This window comes from Flavobacterium sp. GT3R68 (genome assembly GCF_007109225.1).
Taxonomy (GTDB): Bacteria; Bacteroidota; Bacteroidia; order Flavobacteriales; family Flavobacteriaceae; genus Flavobacterium.
The window spans coordinates 1-19,335 of record NZ_VJZK01000006.1 but is presented as its reverse complement, the minus strand read 5'-3'; the positions used below and the strand labels follow the sequence as shown (position 1 = coordinate 19,335).

General features: G+C 33.5%; 19 protein-coding genes. 1 reads left to right on the top strand and 18 read right to left on the bottom strand.

The features are described 5' to 3' along the window. Positions 1–11 precede the first annotated feature (11 nt). From FNW07_RS11440 to FNW07_RS11355, 18 genes are all read right to left on the bottom strand, one after another. Positions 12–1,337: a hypothetical protein gene (locus FNW07_RS11440; RefSeq protein WP_126744773.1), complete on the bottom strand. Its 1,326-nt coding sequence runs from the start codon at positions 1,335–1,337 to the stop codon at positions 12–14. After that, positions 1,324–3,021, bottom strand: a complete 1,698-nt coding sequence (locus FNW07_RS11435) for an IPT/TIG domain-containing protein (protein ID WP_158626869.1) — start codon at positions 3,019–3,021, stop codon at positions 1,324–1,326. Before FNW07_RS11435 ends, FNW07_RS11440 begins: the two co-directional genes overlap by 14 nt. Positions 3,022–3,220: 199 nt before the next feature. Further along, complete coding sequence (locus FNW07_RS11430) at positions 3,221–3,793, bottom strand: hypothetical protein (RefSeq protein WP_126744775.1); 573 nt, start codon at positions 3,791–3,793, stop codon at positions 3,221–3,223. 36 nt (positions 3,794–3,829) lie between these two features. Continuing rightward, a complete protein-coding gene (locus tag FNW07_RS11425; RefSeq protein ID WP_126744776.1) occupies positions 3,830–4,621 on the bottom strand; it encodes a C1 family peptidase in 792 nt (263 codons plus the stop codon). 36 nt (positions 4,622–4,657) lie between these two features. Next, positions 4,658–5,737 (bottom strand): DUF418 domain-containing protein, encoded by a 1,080-nt coding sequence (locus tag FNW07_RS11420; protein WP_126744777.1) that lies wholly within the window; start codon positions 5,735–5,737, stop codon positions 4,658–4,660. Positions 5,738–5,840: 103 nt separating this feature from the next. Beyond that, a complete protein-coding gene (locus tag FNW07_RS11415; protein ID WP_126744778.1) occupies positions 5,841–6,404 on the bottom strand; it encodes a DUF4256 domain-containing protein in 564 nt (187 codons plus the stop codon). Positions 6,405–6,538: 134 nt separating this feature from the next. Beyond that, positions 6,539–6,970: a hypothetical protein gene (locus FNW07_RS11410; RefSeq protein WP_126744779.1), complete on the bottom strand. Its 432-nt coding sequence runs from the start codon at positions 6,968–6,970 to the stop codon at positions 6,539–6,541. Between the two features lie 215 nt (positions 6,971–7,185). After that, a complete protein-coding gene (locus FNW07_RS11405) occupies positions 7,186–7,794 on the bottom strand; it encodes a GNAT family N-acetyltransferase (protein WP_126744780.1) in 609 nt (202 codons plus the stop codon). 44 nt (positions 7,795–7,838) lie between these two features. Continuing rightward, positions 7,839–8,531: a hypothetical protein gene (locus tag FNW07_RS11400; RefSeq protein ID WP_255512762.1), complete on the bottom strand. Its 693-nt coding sequence runs from the start codon at positions 8,529–8,531 to the stop codon at positions 7,839–7,841. 220 nt (positions 8,532–8,751) lie between these two features. Then, on the bottom strand, positions 8,752–10,935 hold the full coding sequence (locus FNW07_RS11395) for a TonB-dependent receptor (protein ID WP_126744782.1): 2,184 nt from the start codon (positions 10,933–10,935) through the stop codon (positions 8,752–8,754). Positions 10,936–11,015: 80 nt separating this feature from the next. Beyond that, positions 11,016–11,396 carry a hypothetical protein gene (locus FNW07_RS11390; RefSeq protein WP_126744783.1) on the bottom strand — a complete coding sequence of 127 codons (381 nt, stop codon included), beginning with the start codon at positions 11,394–11,396 and terminating at the stop codon, positions 11,016–11,018. A gap of 322 nt (positions 11,397–11,718) precedes the next feature. Further along, the gene (locus FNW07_RS11385; RefSeq protein ID WP_126744784.1) at positions 11,719–11,976 is read right to left on the bottom strand and encodes a hypothetical protein; all 258 of its coding nucleotides are present in this window, start codon (positions 11,974–11,976) and stop codon (positions 11,719–11,721) included. Between the two features lie 201 nt (positions 11,977–12,177). Next, on the bottom strand, positions 12,178–13,503 hold the full coding sequence (locus FNW07_RS11380; RefSeq protein WP_126744785.1) for a serine hydrolase: 1,326 nt from the start codon (positions 13,501–13,503) through the stop codon (positions 12,178–12,180). Position 13,504: 1 nt separating this feature from the next. Continuing rightward, on the bottom strand, positions 13,505–13,942 hold the full coding sequence (locus FNW07_RS11375; RefSeq protein WP_126744786.1) for a MarR family winged helix-turn-helix transcriptional regulator: 438 nt from the start codon (positions 13,940–13,942) through the stop codon (positions 13,505–13,507). Positions 13,943–14,416: 474 nt separating this feature from the next. Beyond that, complete coding sequence (locus FNW07_RS11370; protein ID WP_126745341.1) at positions 14,417–16,120, bottom strand: hypothetical protein; 1,704 nt, start codon at positions 16,118–16,120, stop codon at positions 14,417–14,419. 248 nt (positions 16,121–16,368) lie between these two features. After that, positions 16,369–16,950, bottom strand: coding sequence for a hypothetical protein (locus tag FNW07_RS11365; RefSeq protein WP_255512761.1), 582 nt, complete (start codon positions 16,948–16,950; stop codon positions 16,369–16,371). Between the two features lie 200 nt (positions 16,951–17,150). Next, positions 17,151–17,603 (bottom strand): hypothetical protein, encoded by a 453-nt coding sequence (locus FNW07_RS11360; RefSeq protein WP_126745351.1) that lies wholly within the window; start codon positions 17,601–17,603, stop codon positions 17,151–17,153. Between the two features lie 183 nt (positions 17,604–17,786). Further along, complete coding sequence (locus FNW07_RS11355) at positions 17,787–18,137, bottom strand: hypothetical protein (protein WP_126745352.1); 351 nt, start codon at positions 18,135–18,137, stop codon at positions 17,787–17,789. Positions 18,138–18,404: 267 nt separating this feature from the next. On the opposite strand from FNW07_RS11355, the gene FNW07_RS11350 reads away from it, so the two are divergent. Further along, on the top strand, positions 18,405–19,181 hold the full coding sequence (locus FNW07_RS11350) for a hypothetical protein (protein ID WP_126745353.1): 777 nt from the start codon (positions 18,405–18,407) through the stop codon (positions 19,179–19,181). Positions 19,182–19,335: the final 154 nt, after the last annotated feature.

Here is a 19,335-nt window from a genome sequence, read left to right as displayed (position 1 = left end):
TTGAGACTGTTTTAAAATGTTTCTACAGCACATTTTACGTTGAAATAAAAATTCTCCCCAGTTGAACTACCCCAATACGAAACAGGTTCATAGCTTCCGATGACACTTATTCCAGTGCTCGTAACCATTGGAAACAAAGGATATAATTTGGTGTCAATAGTTTCAATGAGTTCATAGCTTGAGTTGAACTTATGAATTTTTTTCTCACCCTGTACTGTTGCATAGATATTGTTGTCAGCATCAAACGCAAATTGAAAATATTTCTTGCCGGTGATATTATTTAATTTTATTTCCTGCTGCAGGGTTGAAATGTTGTATACGCGGCCATCTATAGAGGAAATGAATTTTGATTTTGTAGGATTCCAGGAAAATAGGTTTGGCTCCATTACATTCTGAGCTGATATTTGTCCATAATTGTTGATTCCATAAACCGGATTACAGTCATTGGTATTGCAATTGGTGGGCGTATAATATCTGATACCAGCTGCTGAACCGTAGCACGACAGGATGTTATGCTCACCTAATGGTTCCATGTAGTTAGCCGAACTACCAATACCTGTGCTCGCCGACATCCCATTTGACATGGTATAAAACTTCAATATATCATAATCCTGATAATAGATTCTATCGCCATCCACAGCAAATGCATTTAAGCGATTACTGATTGCGGTGAAATAAGTAGCTGTAGATTGATAATTTGCTGTAGTTATTTTAGAAATTTTACCTTGGGTGTCCGCTACATAAATATCAGTACCGTTTACAATGTGAAACCTGTTATTCAATGCGAAGCTATTAGTAAATCCTCGTGTATTAGTAATCTGTTGTTGCGTACTGTTGTATCTTTTCAGAGCACCATTACCGCTTCGATCCATAATATGGAACACATTATCTTCAAAAGGATCTTTTTGTACCTGAAAAGGAACCATGTCAAACATTACAATATCCCGAATAAACTTTTGCGGTTCGCTTTCTAAACTTCCATTTACTATGGGTAGTATTCTCTGATCTGTATAATTGATTCTGATTTTATAAGATACGTCTATTTTATAAGGTATATTATTATCGATGAATTCTGTTGCATTAGAAGGCAGATTTGTCACAAGCTGTTCTACAGGATAATCCGTATCACTGTTTTTGGATATTCTGTAAACCAATAAATCTTCAATGATGATTCCATTGGGTCTTGTAAGTTCCCAATTGAATTTAACCTGATTGTAAGAAGCTTGAAAATTGGTAACTTTTATTTCTAATGCATTGCTACCATCATCATTGCTGCATCCAAGCAAAAGGAGTGCTAAAAAAATAATAAGCAGGTACTGTTTTTTACAGAAGTCCATTTATAATTTGTTTTCTTAATTTTTGAGTATAAAAAGTGTTTTGGTAGTACACCGTCCAACTGTTTTTGATGTAATAAATTTCATTGTTTAATGTAAAAAAACTATTACCGTAGTCAAACAGATTATCTTGAATCACCGGTATAGACGCCTGTGTAACTATATTAAAAAAATATTGGGTGTTGTTAAGCTGTTTGCCGATAATTGCATTGGCATGTTCAAAACTAAAAATATGCTGGTAATCAGTCACGGAAAGATTGGAGCTTATTTTATAGGTTCTGTTATTTAGTCCATAGGAAATATAAATGTTGTTGCCGGCGAACATATAACTGCATTTTCCTGAACCATATGCGCTAACCGGTGCCAGGTCCGAAAAGGCAGTATCTGATAATTGCGACCATGAATTAGATGATGATGAATACTTGTATTTCTGATCACGTACGGTAACTACTCCATTTGTATTATTCAGGCCACTTAACAAATAGAGGTTGTCCTGATAAGCGAATAGAATCGGGCCGTAAATCCTATCGCTGGAAGGCAAGGGTATTCCCACTTCGTTAAAAGTATTCATGTTCAGTTTTGTCAGGGTATACGAATTTGAACCGGATAGGTATTTGTACAGATAAACAGTATCGCTTCCATCATAAACGGCATCCGCTAAGAATCCTGTATAATTATAAGAGGTCAGTTTGGTCCATTTTTCTGTTATGGGAGAAAATTCCAGCAGCGAGTATATTTTAGGGGCAGTAGGATTAAGAATGTTTGATTCAGATACAAATTGATAGGCTTTTCCGTTGTGCTCGAAGATGGTATGGTCCAATCTGGAATTATCGATATGATCGACCATAATTGCATCATTCTGAATCGGAATATCACAATCATAACTGTAAGTCAGGCCACCGGTTTTATAGGTAACATTTGTAATTTTAAAATCCTGATAAGGTCCGGGAGGAATGGTAACGCTTAACTGATTGTTAGTTGATGAATAATAACAACGGGTACCATTTATATATACTTCTCCAAATTCAAAATTAGGATTGAAATTTTGGCCATCTACTGTCAATTCGCTTCTTATCCAGGCGACATTATTTTGAACGCCGGTAATAACTGGGTTTTTTAACTGCAACGCAACAGTTGAAGTTACTTCCTGAAGTTGAGCTGTTACCTTGACCTGCAACTGCGATGCGGTAATTTCACTTGGAATCTGTACTTCGATCTGATCATAAGCAACATTTACAATGGTTGCATTTTTATCGTTAACCGTCACTGAAACAAAATCTTCAAGAATGTCAAAATTTACACCGTATATAATAAACGTTTCATTAAAAGTTACATTGTCAGTGTTATAGCTGGTGATTACGGGTGTTTTTAAAGAAAAGGTTGTATTCAGTATTGTTTTATTTTCATTCAAATCAATAACCTTAAGTGTAGGGTTATTTCTTGTAATTGTTCTGGGAATTAGGACCATAATCTCGTCATTGGAAACATAAAGTACCTCGGCTTCTTCCGAATCAAAAAAGACTTGTAATCTGCCCGGCTGAACATTTTGTACTTCAATCATTAATTGCTGGCCCAATAATCCCGTGGTTGGAAAGTTTACCAGGGTAGGAACAGCGTATTGGTCATCAGTACAAGAGGTGAATAATGATAACAATACTAAAAATGTGACAGCAATGGTATTCCTCATAACCTTCATATCTTATAAATTCACAATTAAAAAAGCCAAATGTACAAAATGGTATTTAGGTAAGCCTTACCACTTGGTTACTGGTTTCCGAACTAAAGCCGGTTCGTTGTTTCTTCACCAATTTTTTGTTTGCCCGCTTTGATGCGCTGAAAATCCTCTTTAGATTTGAATAACAGGGACTTTTTCATAGTATGGATAATCAGCAACAGGTTAATTTTGGCCGCAGTTTATTCCAGATAAGAGCCGTTTTTGGCATTGAAACAAATACATGTATCAATGCCATTAAAATCGCTCCCGGCAAAAGATTCTTCACAATCAAATTCAGCATCGCATAACCAGGGTAGTGCCCCAAATTGGGAACGATTGTAATTCCGGTATCTGTCAGTTGTAATTTAAGGGTAAGGAATACGGCAATCGAAGCAAAATGAAAGCCATTTACAAACAGATGCAAGATATATTCCCAGCGCGGAAGTCCGCCCATAAATTGTCTGCTGTCTTTTTCCAAAAACGCATCGAAACCTAAAATAATAATATCTGTCATGACTATAAACATCCCTATATAGAAGCTGGCATTACTGTCTTGTTGTATAAACAAAAAATACAAAATGCACGGAAATAAAATGGCTCTCAGGGTATGCGTAAGATGTTCGTTTCTACTCGCCTGATTATTGTGGAGTTGGTATTTCAGAATGTGTAAATAAAAACCATCAAACAATGCCAACAGTGCAAAAAGCACGATTAGAAGCGACGAAATAAAAAATGCTACTTCCATAAAATTTAAGTTTTTTTGCCGGTGCGTTTTTAGTTACTAAAGCAAAATACCATATGCCTCGCAGAATGCTTTGGTTACATATTCGTTCGAACAATATACATACCCATTGTCGCAAAATTCGGTTCCCCAGCTGTTGCGTACGATAAAATGATCTTTTGTATACCCTACAATAGATACTGCGTGACCACCGTTTGTATTTTCTATATCATACACTTCAAATTTATGCTCTGCAGTTCGTGCCCACTGACTGTCTATGTCCACCATAGCCATTACAGGTCCCTGGCTTGAAATCCACATACGCAGGTAATCCACGTTACAGTCGTCATTGTTGATTACTCTGTAGTACCCTTTAATCTTCATCTGTGCAGCCAGATTGCTGAATTCGGGTGTTTTGAATTTGACATTGAATTCTTCCGGATTCAAAGGAAGCTCCTTTTCGTGTACGGCACCATATTTCCGCAATACGTCCAGAGCCGCTTTCAGGCACACTCCGGAGCTGATGTCTTGGGAAGTTGTAGTGGTATCCTCGTCTGTTTCTTTGGCAGCCATCCATGTCAGCCATGATGATAGTTGGTCTTCTTTACTGATGCGGTTTTCTTTAACAAGATGCCATCTTAGCATTCCATGTGTAGAAGCCCAACCCACGCAAGAGGAGGTATCGAGCTGGTCTCCGATTTCCCACCAGTCTTCACGCAAATCAAAAGTTTCAGGAAAGTCAGTTTTTACTAACCCCTCAAGGATTGCCTTATCGAGTGTCCAATCGTTTTCTTTATCAAATGAGGGAACACAATTTAGTATTCTACCTGTTACTCTTCCTCCTGCTGGCATAAATGTTGGTTTTAGTGATTGATTTTATTTGAAATTTTAATTGCTTATTTTCCTTATTACAGTTTCGAGCGGTCCATTTTTAAAACGTTCACTCCATGCCACGCTGAACAAAACAGTAAAAACATAGAATAAAATGGAATAGCCTAAAATGTAAATCGGTAAAGTCGGCTTTTCGTCCTCCAATAAACCTGTATAATTTTTGTTGGTTAACTTGGCTAAAAGTACCATTCCAATCGTCAGGTGAATTATATAGTGTGACAATGTCATTTGTCCTGTTTTTTGCAATGCTAAAATGAATCGGCTTTCCGAAAATAGTTCTCCGATATACATGCAAAATGAAATTACCATTAAGGCAAAACCCATTGTTAACATTATGAACGGCAAGTACGGAGGGAAATACTCAGCCATAATATAATCGCTCCAGAACGGGCTAAAATACTGTTGTCCTGCTAAAAATCGGATCAATTGAAAAAGAAAAAAAATAAAAAGTCCGACAAGAAAAATATTTTGTCGAATGAATTTGTCATTCCAATTTAGTTTCCCTAACCACATACCCACTAAAAAGTAGGATAGCCATGGAAACATGGAATTCCAACCGTTAAAAAAAGTGTTTCTTAAAAAACCGATTGGTGTCCAAAAGTCCCGGTATTTAAAAGTGGTAAAGTCCCAACTTGTTTCAATTGGAATAAGGAACAACAGTATATGAAAGATGATAATGGTAGCAACTGCTATCCATAAGTAGTAACGTTTGGGTACAAAAAGTAAAAACGCTGCCAAATGCATATAGCCGCCATAAAAATGTAAAATATCCCCAGACCACCAATTATAGAGTAACAAACCCAAAGTAAACAAGAACAGGGAACGTTTCAATATTTTGGATTTCAATAGTGCTTTATCTTCTTTGCTATATCCATTTTTGCTTGTCATTAGTGAGACGCCCATACCGGCACAAATGATAAAAATTGCGGTGGAGTTTCCTGTAAAAATATTTAAGAAATGACCAATAGGTTCATTTGGTGTCATTATAGAACCAAAGCTGAAATTAAAATTGACAATGAACATTCCGAAGATTGCATATGCCCGCGCTAAATCAAAACCTATTATACGTTGTTGCATTATTTCATAGTCTTGGTACTATCCCAAGCAGAGTGGGAGGCAGGCTTTTTTTTGCCGACACGAAGATAGGAAAAATAAGATGATTTTTGAAAGCTAATATAGTTTAAATCTGTAACGAACCACGGAATGCCCGCGCAGCATAATAAGATTCTGCCCCGTTGTGATATAGGAAGACGGTATTATACCGGAAATCGCAAAAGAGGGCTCCGCCGAGTTTTCTAATTTCAGAAGGGGTTTTCACCCAGCTGGATGTTTTCGTGTCGAAATTTTCAAGTTGCTGCAACTCCCTATATTGTTGTTCGGTTAAAAGTTCAATGCCCATAGCAGCAGCCATGTCGATAGCACTGTTTGCCGGTTTATGTTCTTTCCTGGATTCCAACGCCTCACGATCATAGCAAATACTTCTTCGCCCTTTGGGACTTTCGGATGCACAATCATAAAAAATGTATTGATCTGTCGTTTTATCATGACCTGTAACATCCGGCTCTCCACCAGTTCTTTCCATTTCATAGAGGGACCACAGTTTTTCTGCATTGATTTCCAGCTTCGCCAGTACTTTCTCCCAGTCAAGGCCTTTATGGCGATTCATGTTTTTTTCAAAACGGACTTTTAATACTTTAAGTAGTTCTTCGCGTTGTTCTGCGGATAATTCCTTTTTAATTTCCATGGTGATAGAGTTATTTTGATTGGCTATGCAGAAACTAAGATAGCAAATAAACAATAATTGTGTCAAGATCAATCAAAAACAGCTATCAGAATATTTCTAAGAAACAGAGAATTTAAATTATTGATGCAAAACGCTTAGGGGTTCGTTATTTCTTTGTTTGTTGCCAAATTCCATTTTTTAAGTCCACCAATTAGAAACAAAAGTCCAATTATTAATGCAAATAGAGAATATATGGTTTCGGTTATCGAATTTGTTCCTTGGATGTTGTCGACTATCAACTCACCAAGTCCTCGTAATAAATATATTGCTGCGATTAAAAATATTACAGGTTTTAAGAATGGTAAATTCCTGAATTTATTATCTGCCGAAAGTCCATATAGACCAAATATAAAAAAAATGATGGATACAAAAACTGTCAATAAATAGGGTAATGAAGAATGATTTTGTGCAAGTTCAGTCATTTCACTTCCTATTCCTGTTACTTCAAACATTTTGTCAGCCCACAATAATCCAACGATATGTCCGATTGCAATTAGAATATTTATGTATCCACCAAGTTTTAACATATCTATTTAGTTAGTTTTGAAAATAAAGAATATTTGCAATTTAATTGGCGCTCATTTATGTTGTTTAAATCTGTTTTGATAGGTCTATACAATGACCGCTAACTTGCATTCAGTAGCTTAAATGTCACCGAACAATTGCAATATTAAACCAAACTTTAAATTATCGGAGTAATTTCTACAGAATCCCGAAATTAAGCCATTAATCCAAACCGCTGTTAGCGGCAGGCTTTTATCTTAATTTGTTTTTTAATACTTTGTTTTGCATTTTCCCAATCACTATCCAGAATACTATAAAAAGCAGTATTCCTAGGTTCTCCATTCAGTTCTATTTTATCTTTTCTCAAAATTCCTTCAAATAACCCTCCTATTTTTTCAATTGCTTTTCTTGAGCGTAAATTATTCTCTTTAGCTCTAAATTGAACTCTGTTAGTTTTTAAAGTTTCGAAACAATAGTTGAGTAATAATAATTTACATTCTAGGTTTACAGTTGTTCCCCAATATTCTTTCATTATCCATGTTACGCCTATTTCTATTTTTTTATCATTAGGATATATTTCAAGAAATCTTGTGGTTCCAATAATTTTATTGGAATGTTTGTGAACTATAACGAAAGGATATACTGTTCCTTTTTCTCTGTCATTCATTGCATTGTTTAAATTCGGATAAAATATTTCTTCAACGGAATAGTCTACAGATGTTAGTTCCCATATTTCTTTATTAGAAGCAGCAAGAAATAAATCTTCTAAATGTTCTTTCTCTAAAGGGAGTAATTCAATTTCATCTCCTTTTATTATTATAGGATGATTAATCCAATTGTTATTCATAATTCTATCTTTTTTTTAAGCTTACCGCTGTTAGCAGCTGGCTTTTATTCAGTTACTATTTTCTGTTTTTCATTACCGTAAAGAAGTAAAATTAACCCCAGAGCAAAAAGCACACAGCTTAAAACCATAGATACTCCATTTTTCAATATAAAAAATGAAAAGCCTACCGCGGGAGCTCCTACTATAACCATTAACGAGCTTATAGGATGGGTTTTGATAAAATTTGATGCATGTACTGCTAATCCTATAAAGAGCAAAGATGGTCCAATAATGATAAAAGGGTATAAAATAGATGGAGTATTGCTGATATGTTTACTTAATTCCGTTCTGGCGATATCATCATTCCCAAAACTCCACATTATAAAGTCAATAGTGCAAAGACCTATATGGGCAATAACTCCTAAAGTTGTTAAAAAAGAAGCTACAGAATGAAGATTATTCTTTGGAAATACTTTATTAAATGAAATTAGCAATATTGCTCCAATTAAGTTAAACCAATGTGCAAAATCTATAGGTTTTTGAAAATATGCTAATTTAGAACCTTGGGAAAACATAATATAGCTCAGAACAAAAAATAACAATCCGATTAAGCAAATACTTTTTGGTTTCATAATTTTTTTATAGGAAATGATTGTTTTTATAATTTGTTGCGTTAGGTTATTGAATTCTCCTAATGCTTTTACATTTGCTGCTAACGTCCGGTGGCTTGCCTCAGTGGCGTGAACATCACCGAACAATCACAAATATAAACCAAACTTTGAATTATCAGCGTATTTTCTAAAGAAACCCGAAATAAGCCATTGATGCAAACCGATGTTAACTGCAGCAATTAAAGAAGCCGAAACTTTCGGTTAAGCACTGACTTCAAAGATATAAAACAAACTTTAAATTAAGCCCAAAAACCGCAATAGCGCAAAACCGCTGTTACCTGCTGGTTTTATGGGCTTTATTTCTTTTTTACAATTTAATTTTTATTCCAAAGTTAAATACAAATCCGTCTAATGGTGCCCAAACTTCTGTGAATTGTGGAGTGTTGTTTGGTCCAGAAATTAGACTTTCTTGTCTTGTTTGTCGATAATCAAATATGTTTTCTACATTTCCAAAAAACGTAAAGTTTTTCCAATAATGTTCTACAACTGCTCCGTAAGTCCAAAACGATTTGGTTTGGTTTCCGTTGCTTAAAGTTTGGCTACTTTTTAGTTCATAATCAACTCCAATTCTCCATTTTCCTGGTAAAACATATAATAAATCGCCTTTCAAACTATGTTTTGGTGTTAATGTAACATTCGATTTTGTTCCGCTGAAATGATTTGTTGCGTCAGTAAAGGTGTAACCAATGAATAGTACAAAATCACTAAAACCGAATTTAAAAAACGTTTCGGTCCCTACACTTTTTGTGTAACCGTTTGCATTTTTAAATTCAAAATTTGAACCACTGTTTTGTAAAACCAAAGGTTTGTCAAGATAAGTGTAAAAAAACATTTGGTTAAAGTTGATAAACATTTTGTTACCAAAGTTTAATTTATAACTAATATCAGCATTTCCTCCATACGATTGCTCTGCTTTTGTAGTATTTCTGTTTATGGCTAAAACATTTTTGTAACCCAACAATTCTGCTTCTTGATTAAAAATACTTGCATTTCGGTAACCTAAACCGCCACCAATTCTAGTTGTTAATTTGTTTGTCCATTTGAAAAGTGCTGATGCTCTTGGCAATAAATAAAGTTTTTCGTTAAAAACATAATCTGCTCTTAATCCAGTTTCTAAGGATACTTTTTCGCCAATATCAAACGTATAATTCGAAAAACCTCCAAGAGTTTGATAATTTTCATTTCTCAAATTGGCACTTTGTAATGGCGTTTCCTTAAAATCGTCTGTATAGAAATTTAAACCCGTAATTAATGAATTTTTATTTTTTTTGTACAAATACGACATTTCAGAAAATGATGATAACTGTTTTCCAGCAAACTTGTATTCTCCATCAATAAAATTGGGTGTAATAAACAAACTTCTATCAAACACATTAAATGAATTTCTGAATGCAATTGTTTTGTTTTCAGTTACTTTGTGTTCTAATTTGGTTTGTGTGGTAATTCGGCTAACTTCGTTTTTTTCTTTGTAAAAATTTGAACTTGTAGCAGTTTCGTCTTTTAATAATTTAGTATCGCCACCTTGTCTTTTCTCGGTTGTAAAAGTTCCGCCAACGCTTAAATTAGTTTTTTTGTTTAAGTAAAAAACTAATTTTGGATTGAAATTAAACTTTACCAATTCCGGCATATCAGTAAACCCATCTTTGTCAGCGTCAAATGCTTTGTGTGCATTTCGTTGTGCCAAAAGTGTAAAACCAATTTTTTTGTACTTTTTACTAGTAAACATATTTACATCAAATGCACCAATATGTGAGCCATTTAAATGTAAGATTGTTTCTTCACTTGTTGGTTCTTTTGAAATTAAATTGATTAAACCTGCAATTGCTCCGCCTCCATATAGTGTAGAAGCCGAACCCTTTATATACTCAATTTGTCGCAAATCTAAAGGTGGAATTTGCATAATACTCAAACTTCCAGAAAAACCACCATACAATGGAAAACCGTCTTTTAGCATTTGCGTATATCGTCCGTCAAGTCCTTGAATTCTTACGTTTGCTGTATTGCTCGTAGCCGATGTTTGCTGAACTTGAATTCCTGTACTGTGTGTCAACAGATGGGCAACTTTACTCGGATCCATCGTTGCGGCTTCATCTATTTCTTCAGTTAAAACTTCTACACGAGTTGGGATTTTAGACAAAGTTCGGTTGCTTCTTGTTCCTTGAACAACGACTTCTTCCAATTCTTGGCTGTCTCCTTCTTGCAATAAAATTGTTTCAATTAATACAGTTTGCGGAAAATCAATTTCAATTTCTAAAGTTCTGTAACCAATAAAAGAAAATAGAAAAATCTGTTTTCCATTTGGGACATTTGAGATTTCAATTTCTCCATTTTCGTTAGAACTTGCACCAATTTGAGTTCCTTTTATTATAACATTTGCACCATTAATTTTTTGGTTTGTAATGCTGTTTTTTAATATTGTTTTGAATGTATTTTGACTAAAAGCAGAATTTATTCCGCAAAAAATAGTCAGTAATAACAAATAATTTCTCATTTGAGTTAAAAATTAGATTAATAAAATAATGACTTGCGATGCGTTAGCATCGTAAGTCATTTTGTGCGAAGTACATTTTATTAACTAATTTTAGGTGGTTTCCAAATATTTATAGAAACATTCGATTGAAAACAATTTTGTTTAAAAGCAATTTTTTTTGGTTCTTTAAAAATTACATTTCTATAAAACTTTAGTTCAATAATTTCAAAATTGATTACTAAAGTTTGATTAAAAGAGTAATCGCAATGTTTATGAAAAGGAAGATTTTCGTGTTCATCGTGATTTTCATCGTGATGTTTTTCAGAATAATGTTCAGCCACAAAATGACTAAAATCTATTTTTTCGTGATGATTGTTGTGATGCAAAAAATGTGAAACCAAAACTGGAATACGAAAACAACCTTCAACTACAAACGGAATTGTAATTTGCAAACAAATTATTATAATTATTATGTTTTTCAATTTTTTCACTTTGCAAAAATAGATGTTTTTTTCGGATTATCTTTTTTTCGCAATTTTCGGAGAAACTAGCAGGTAACGTCCGGTGGCTTGCCTCAGTGGCGTGAAACTCACCGAACAATCGCAAATATAAACCAAACTTTGAGTAATCAGCGTATTTTCTAAAGAAACACAGAATAAGCCATTGAGGCAAACCGCTGTTAGCCGTTCGGTTTTTATGATAGCGAAATTTCTATTTTAAATTAGATTTTCAAAGTTTGCACTTTTCAACTTTTTGGCTTTCAAGTTTCGTTTCAAACTTTAGCGATCCTTTTTCTATAGGGAATTATTTTGTTTGAGTTAATTCTAACTTTCTATTATCTACAAATAATCTACAATCTACTTTAAAAAAACCTGAAATATTAGCCTTAATACTTAATTTTTCTCCATTTTTGTTTATTAGATTTCCTGTCAAATTACTTGATAAAAAACTTAAACGGTCATCTTGTAATTCATTATTAACAAACAATTTTTCACCATTAATCCAACTATTCTCAATTCTTATTTCGTTATTTTCAAAATTTGTAATCCAAATACTTCTCATTTATATTCTATTTTAAGTTCGTGTTAATTTCAATTCGGTTTTTGCCAACTGACGCACAACGTCCGGTGGCTTGGCGAGGTTTGGGATTAAAAAAGCCCTAACTTTTGGCGAAAGATAGAAATTTCCTGACACAAAACCAACTTCAAATTAAGCCTAAAACCCAAATCTTGCCAAACGCCTGTTAGCGGTTCGTGCTTATTATTACTTATTTTTCATTGCAACTTCTTTTACTCCTCCTTTTGTCAAAATTATTGAATTGTAAACACCCGATTTGTCTTGTATAAATTCAATTGTTCTGTCATTATTGTCTGCTTTAAAAAATTTTGTTTTGGACTCAGGTAGGAGTTCCATTTCTACACTATTATAGTAAAGTTTTCCGTCAATTTTTAATATTTCAATTTTACCATACTTGCCTACATATTTATCATATATTGTAGTATCTATTTTGGTTTCATAATGTTTATATGGAAGTTCTACTTCTTTTTGCAATGCAATTGCTGAAAGGCCATAACCTATAATATGTGAAAATGATTCGTTATTAGAAAGTACAGTCACAAAAAGTTTGTCATCTGTAAATCGGTTAAAAGAAGTCATTGTACCAAAAAAGCCTCCGTCGTGAGCAATTAGTTGATGTCCGTGATTATAAAATGGATTAATTATAAATCCATACCCCCAATTTTCGGAACTATAGGGAGTAAACATTAGTTTCTTCATTTCTTTTGACAAGATAGTCGTTCCGTATAGCGCATTGTCCCATAAAGCTAAATCTTCCACGGTAGAATAAACACCATCGTGACCTATGTTGACTTCCCAATTGATATAGGGATTGTGGATAAATCCTTTTTCGGTTCGACAATAAGTCTTTGCTTTTTTTGAGATTATCGAATCATTATTACTAACACCTGTATTCTTCATTCCTACTTTATCAAATATATTTTTTCTTAAAAAAACAGCGTACTTTTCGCCTGAAACTTTTTCTATAATCTTAGCCAATAAGTAATAGCCTATATTGCTATATGCGGTTTTAGTTCCTGGTGAAAATTCGTAAGGCATTTTCTTTATTTTAGAATAGGCAGAATCACTCGTAATAGTGCTTAAAGCCAACTCTTTAAAACCTAAAGCAAGTCCTGAAGTATGAGATAATAACATATGAATAGTCACACTATCTGCTTTTGGGTAATCTGGAAAAAATTTACTTAAATGATCATTTAGTGACAATTTCCCTTTTTCTACTAATTGAAGAATAGCCGTTGCAGTAAATTGTTTTGTTACTGAAGCCAACTGAAATTTAGTATCTACAGTGTTTTTAATATTCCACTCGTAATCTGCTAAACCATATGCTTTTTTTAATAAAACGGAACCGTTTTTTGTAACAAGGACTGTTCCACTAAAATTATTTACTTCAACCTGTGCTTGCATATATTTTGCAAGATTAGTTGCTACGTTTTTTTGTCCAAAAATTAATACTGGAAAAAGTATTAATATTAAAATTTGAGCCGATTTAGGTATTTGATAGATTTTTTTCATTTCATTTTTTACAATTTGAGATTATTTTAGCTAGTAATTTGTCAAGCAATTCAATTTCATTTTTTGATAATCCTTCAAGAGCATCTTGTCTGTTTTTGTAAATAATTGGTGTTAATAATTTAATTGTTTTTTTTCCTTTTTCTGTTATTTCAAGGTTGAATTTTCTTCTGTCTGATTCGTTTATTTTTCTTATTAGATAGTTTTTTTGTACCATTAATTCAATAATTCTTGTAATTGACGCGTTATCTTTAAAAATTAATTCTGCAATTTCTTTTTGGGAATAAGTAGCGTTCTTGTCAAGAATTATTAGCAATAAACATTGGTCAACTGTAATATCACTTACTATTTGAGTTATGTTTTTCTGTGAAATTTTTCTATATTCTTTAATTGTTTGTTCAATTGTGTAAAGAACAGTTCCTGTAGGATTGTTATTTTTCATTTTAAATTATTTGATGCAAATATAATTGATATATCAATTATATAATATATTTTTTATGTTTATTTATAATATATTTTTAATTTAAAAAAAATTGATTGTTTTTAAGTAGATTTTTTTCTGTGCAACCGCATAACCGCTAACGTCCGGTGGCTTGCCTCAGTGGATCTCACCAAGCAATCACAAATATAAACCAAACTTTGAGTTATCAGCGTATTTTCTAAAGAATCACAGAATTAAGCCATTGAGGCAAACCGCTGTTAGGCACAGGTAGTTTCTTTCGAGTAGCACACAGTAATTACACAATAGTCAAAGCACAAGGAAGTCAGCGAAACAATGTCAAGGTTTTACAAGTTTGTCTGCATAGGCACAGAAAGTTCTTTCTCTTGAATGTCGGTCGTAACACACTTTAACAATGTAGTCGAAGAAGGAAATACATAGCTGTCGAAGCACATAGAAGTTTTTGTAATTACGATTTTATTTCGATTCGACAATTGTTTGAGCATTTAGATTTAAACTAAATGGAATTCCTTTCCCCCAAATTTCTACGTTCATACCCTCTGCTAGCTTACTATTCGGAGTCAATAAATGAAAAATAGTATTTTTGCAGATAATTATAGTCTTTGTTTTTCCAGTTATTTTGTTTTGTAAAGCAAAACTATCTTTTTCAAGATTTATTATTATTCCGGCAGCGAGTGGGCGGATTCCAGTAACATAATTATTCTTATCAAGGCTATTGACTTTATATAAATCAAAAAAATCACCTTGAAATACTCTAATAGAATTAGCAGGTATTTTCAATTTTGCCCCTAACGGCTCCTGTGTATAGTTGATTCCCTCCTTTTGAGTTAGAAAGAATACGGCATCAAATTGTAAAAAGTCATTTTTGGTAAGTAAATAGCTTGCTACCCCTTTTGTTCTAAATTCCCAACTTCCAAGAATCCTCAAATCTTGCCTGGCAACGATTACGGTGTTTTCACCCAGTATTGCTTTATTCTTTAGCAGCTTAAACTCATTATATGCCGAATTAGAAATGCTTTGAAGCATAGGACTTGCATACCCCCTAATTACCACAATACTTATAAGAGAACAAAAAATAAAAACAGGTAATGCTATTAGCCACCTTTGCGTTATCTCACTAAAAAGAATTAAATAGACAATTACAATAGGAACATAGCTCATCATATACAATCTATTTGCCCACTCTATTCCAATTAAAGGAGAAGTTAGAATAAATATAGCTATTAAAAGACTTAACCCAAATATTTTAACTTCTTTCTTTATTGTTTTCCCAAGCCTGATAAAAAGAAATACAGCCAGAATGGCTAACAGATTTGGTATGAAAAAATTTATTGGATTGAAATAATCGGCAATGTTTTGACCATCCAGCATCATTAATATTACGGGTGATTCAAATAACCTGATTGGTAAATTAATAAAACGCTCAAAACGAGTACTATCGAAAAAAAGGAGGGCTGATAGAAATAAAATTACGGGAATAAATAGAATATATGTTCTTCTGCCATTCATGGCCCTAATAAACTGTCGATTAGTTAGGGCATAGGACAGAAGAATGATTATTGTAATAAAAAACAATATTGCAGCACTTCCAAAATGTGTTAGTGTACAACACAACAGAATGAAAGCAGCATAATAAACATCTTTTTTTTGAAAATACTTAAGAATACGAAAAACAAAATAGAGATAGAAAAATATGAAAACAACAGCAACGGCATTTTTTTGAAAATTGTTAGAGAACAACAAGACAGTAGTGAAATTAAGGATGGAATAACCTACCATCAAATAACAAGGATAGTTGGTCTGTTTTTTATTTAAATTAAATTCTCTACATAATAAGTAAACAGGAATCGCTGCACAAGGTGGGATAACTATATCCACAAATTTTACAGCGATTAAAATTGATTCATTAAGCGACCCACGAAATAACATTTTAAAAATGAAAGCTAGTGCTGCTTCCAACATAAAAAGCAATGGCATATCCGAGATTCCTAACCGGAATTTATCCATCAAAGACCTTACTTGTAAAGGGTAATAAGGGCCATCAACTCCTGCTAACAGATAATTTCCGTTAAGATGAAATTTTAAACGGATGGTCATAGCCATCAGCATTAGTCCGAATACCCAATACAATGATTTATTTTTAAATGAAAAGTTGCTCATGTATTCAATTACAAATTTAGATCCGTACACCATTTTTCGGAATGGAAATCGTCAATTAAAAAATTGGCTTCCGGAGATTTTTTACTACTTGTGCCTAACGTCCCGCCGCTTGGCGAGGTTTGGGACTAAATTAAGATTATTTTTCGGTTTATTATTAATTTCCAAATACAAGACAAAATTTAAATTAAGCCTTAAGCCCAATCTTGCCTAACGGCTGTTGGTGGCAGGTATTATGGTTAACTACAACTTTAAATATTTTTATTGTTTCTTCGAAAAGATATAAACATAAAAAGCCCAAACAAAATTTCAATAAGTGCACCAGTTGATAAAGTACCAAAAGATTGTACACTATTTTTAAATAATAAGTATGCTGCAATTCCTAAAATAGCTCCTAAAATCCAATAAAGCTTAATTCCATAAATAGAAGAAAATGTCAGATATCTTCCACCAATAATCAGAAGCATACCTTGAAAAAACCATTGTGTATGTTGTAATGAAAGCCCAAAAGCAATAGGTAAGCACATAATCATAAATATCGTTCCTTCCATCCCCAGGTTTCCTAATGGATTACCTTTTGTATGATTTCCACTTAGTCCAATTGTCTTGTAGAGAAGTACACTCACAGGATGGATAAGCACTCCTCCAATTAAAAGTGTCCAAACTGCCTGGCTAGCAGAGTATTGATATGTAACAATTGCAGAAATGAGCCATGCAAGTCCTGAAACAATTATACCTATGGAACCATTTGCATAACCTCTGCGCATATCTGTTTGAAATTGTACAAGAGTATCAGTCATATTTATTTGGGCATTTAATGATTTTTCAGCCATATTTTTTAGACATTTTTATTAGTTAATTGTCAACTGGAGGCGGATTTTTTTATACTTGCCACCACCGTCCCGCGGCTTGCCTCAGTGGCGTGACTCTCACCGAACAATGACAAATATAAACCAAACTTTGAGTTATCAGCGTATTTTCTAAAGAATCACTGAATTAAGCCATTGTGGCAAACCGCTGTTACCAGCAGTTTTTATTTTTCGGCTAATTGGTTGTCGTCAATCGTGTAAATTTTTTCGTTTATATATTTATTCCCATAATATTCGTTAGGTCTGATTTGTCTATTTTTCTGAAAATCAATAAATGGACTTGAACAATGTGGACAGCAAAAAGAATTATAATAGCGATAACTTCCTTCTCCTTTTGTCGGCTTTGGTAGTTCGGCTTCTATTTCAGAAACAACACTTTTGTCAATTTCTTTTTGAAGTTGTGTCGGCAAGTTTTGGATTTCTCCATAACGTACAAGTAATGTTTGTTTACTGTCATCTGAATAAAAATATTGGCTTTCTGAAAAACCAGCGTGAAAAGTGTCAATTTGTTCTGTTGCGGTAGAAAACAAGTAAATACCTAAAATTACAAAAAAGATCGAAGTAGCTATTCCAAATAAAAGTTTTGATTTGTTTGGTTTATTGTCTGCGTTATTCATGTTTATAGTTTTAAGTGTTGCATTCTTGGTTCAGCCAAACTGACGGCTAACGTCCCCGCTGCTTGCATTCAGTGGCTTGCCTATCACCGGACAATTGCAAATACAAACTTTGAATTATCAGCGTATTTTCTAAAGAAACACAGAATTAAGCCATTGAGGCAAACCGCTGTTATGCGTTGTTGTTTATATTTCACTAACATTTTTGTCAAACCAAACATCCTGGTAATTATCCTTTCCAATTAAGAATCTGAAACCAATATCTAAACCCAAATATTTGATTACTTCGGGTTTTATTCTCAATAAATGTTCTGCGCAAAGTGGCTTGAAAAAATCTTCTCTTTCTTCGTATTCTCCGGACCAAATAAACCAACCCGTTGTTCCATCTTCTGAATTATGGCGCAAACCATTTAAAGGATCTGAATTCAAATCTGTTGAAACGCCAACTTTAAAATCTTTGTTTATTGGTTTCCACAATGAATCATAGTCATTACAGATTTCTTTCTGCTTTTCTACATGAGAATCCCAATCGTTCATTTATTCTACAGTTTTCTTTACAATTACGCATAACGTTTCGGCGCTAGAAGCAGTCGCGGCTTGGCGACCGATTTTTCTCTACTTTGGAGAAAACGAAAATAGGAAAAAGAAACGAACAATGAACTGAAAACCAGCGATTGATTTTGATGCCTGTTATGCGGTCGATTTTTTGCGGGTCATTTAAATTAATTTTTATAGCAAGTTTCTTCAAGGAGTTATAGCGAAATGGATAAAATCTGATATATTTGCATTTCAAAAACTTTCAAAATGAGATTTTTTTTTAGTTTAATTTCACTACTGTTCCTTTTTTCATGTAGTACAGAAGAGGATTCATTTAAATTTGATGCGGCAGTAAACACGCCAAATGTCATTGTTGACAAGCCATTTTCAATTACTGTAACCAGTGACCAAAACATCATGGGGATCAGCTATTCGTTTGACAATTTCGAAACTAGTTTTGGCGAATTTCCGAGTGCAGGTTTTGGTACATCAAAGGAGCTACATTTTAAATTTCTTACTATTGGCGAAAAAACTATTTACATTAAACTAACTAAGGCTGGTGATATTGAAAGTGAAACAAAAGCCATTACGGTTGATGTAGGTAAGGGAGATAGAGTGAGAATTACGGGTCTTAAGATTACTTCTTTTGACGGTATTAATACAGTTTGGGATCCTGAATATAATGCATCAAATCCTAATAGTTTTGCAGATGTTCGTTTCTGCTTTAATAAAGTAGGGTTATTAAATGCTTTTGATGGAGGCGGATATAGTCAGCAATTTTATCTGACTTCGATAAAAGAAAATCAGGGAGATCTTACATGGTCATTTCTCACTGAGGACTTATATATAGATCCTGAAGGTTATATAATATTTTCCATTTATGATCAGGATGAATCTAATTTAATCCAGCTATTGAATAATTCTGTAAATGTGCCCCATATTTACATGCACCAGTATGCTTCGACAAAACCTAATTCAATTACAGTTTCATTTCCTGAAAGTAATAGCGTTGAATTTACACTTAATTTGGAATGGCCTAATTAAGGTTAACAGACTGTGGCGAGTTCGGCTCTGTCAATATTAGGCATATTTTAATTTGTCCATTTTTTGCGTAATCAAGGGGCGGTTTCAAGTTTCTAGCGCAATTTTTAGGTTTTTAAATCTACCGTTTTATTTCCCGCATTTTTGCACCAAATTT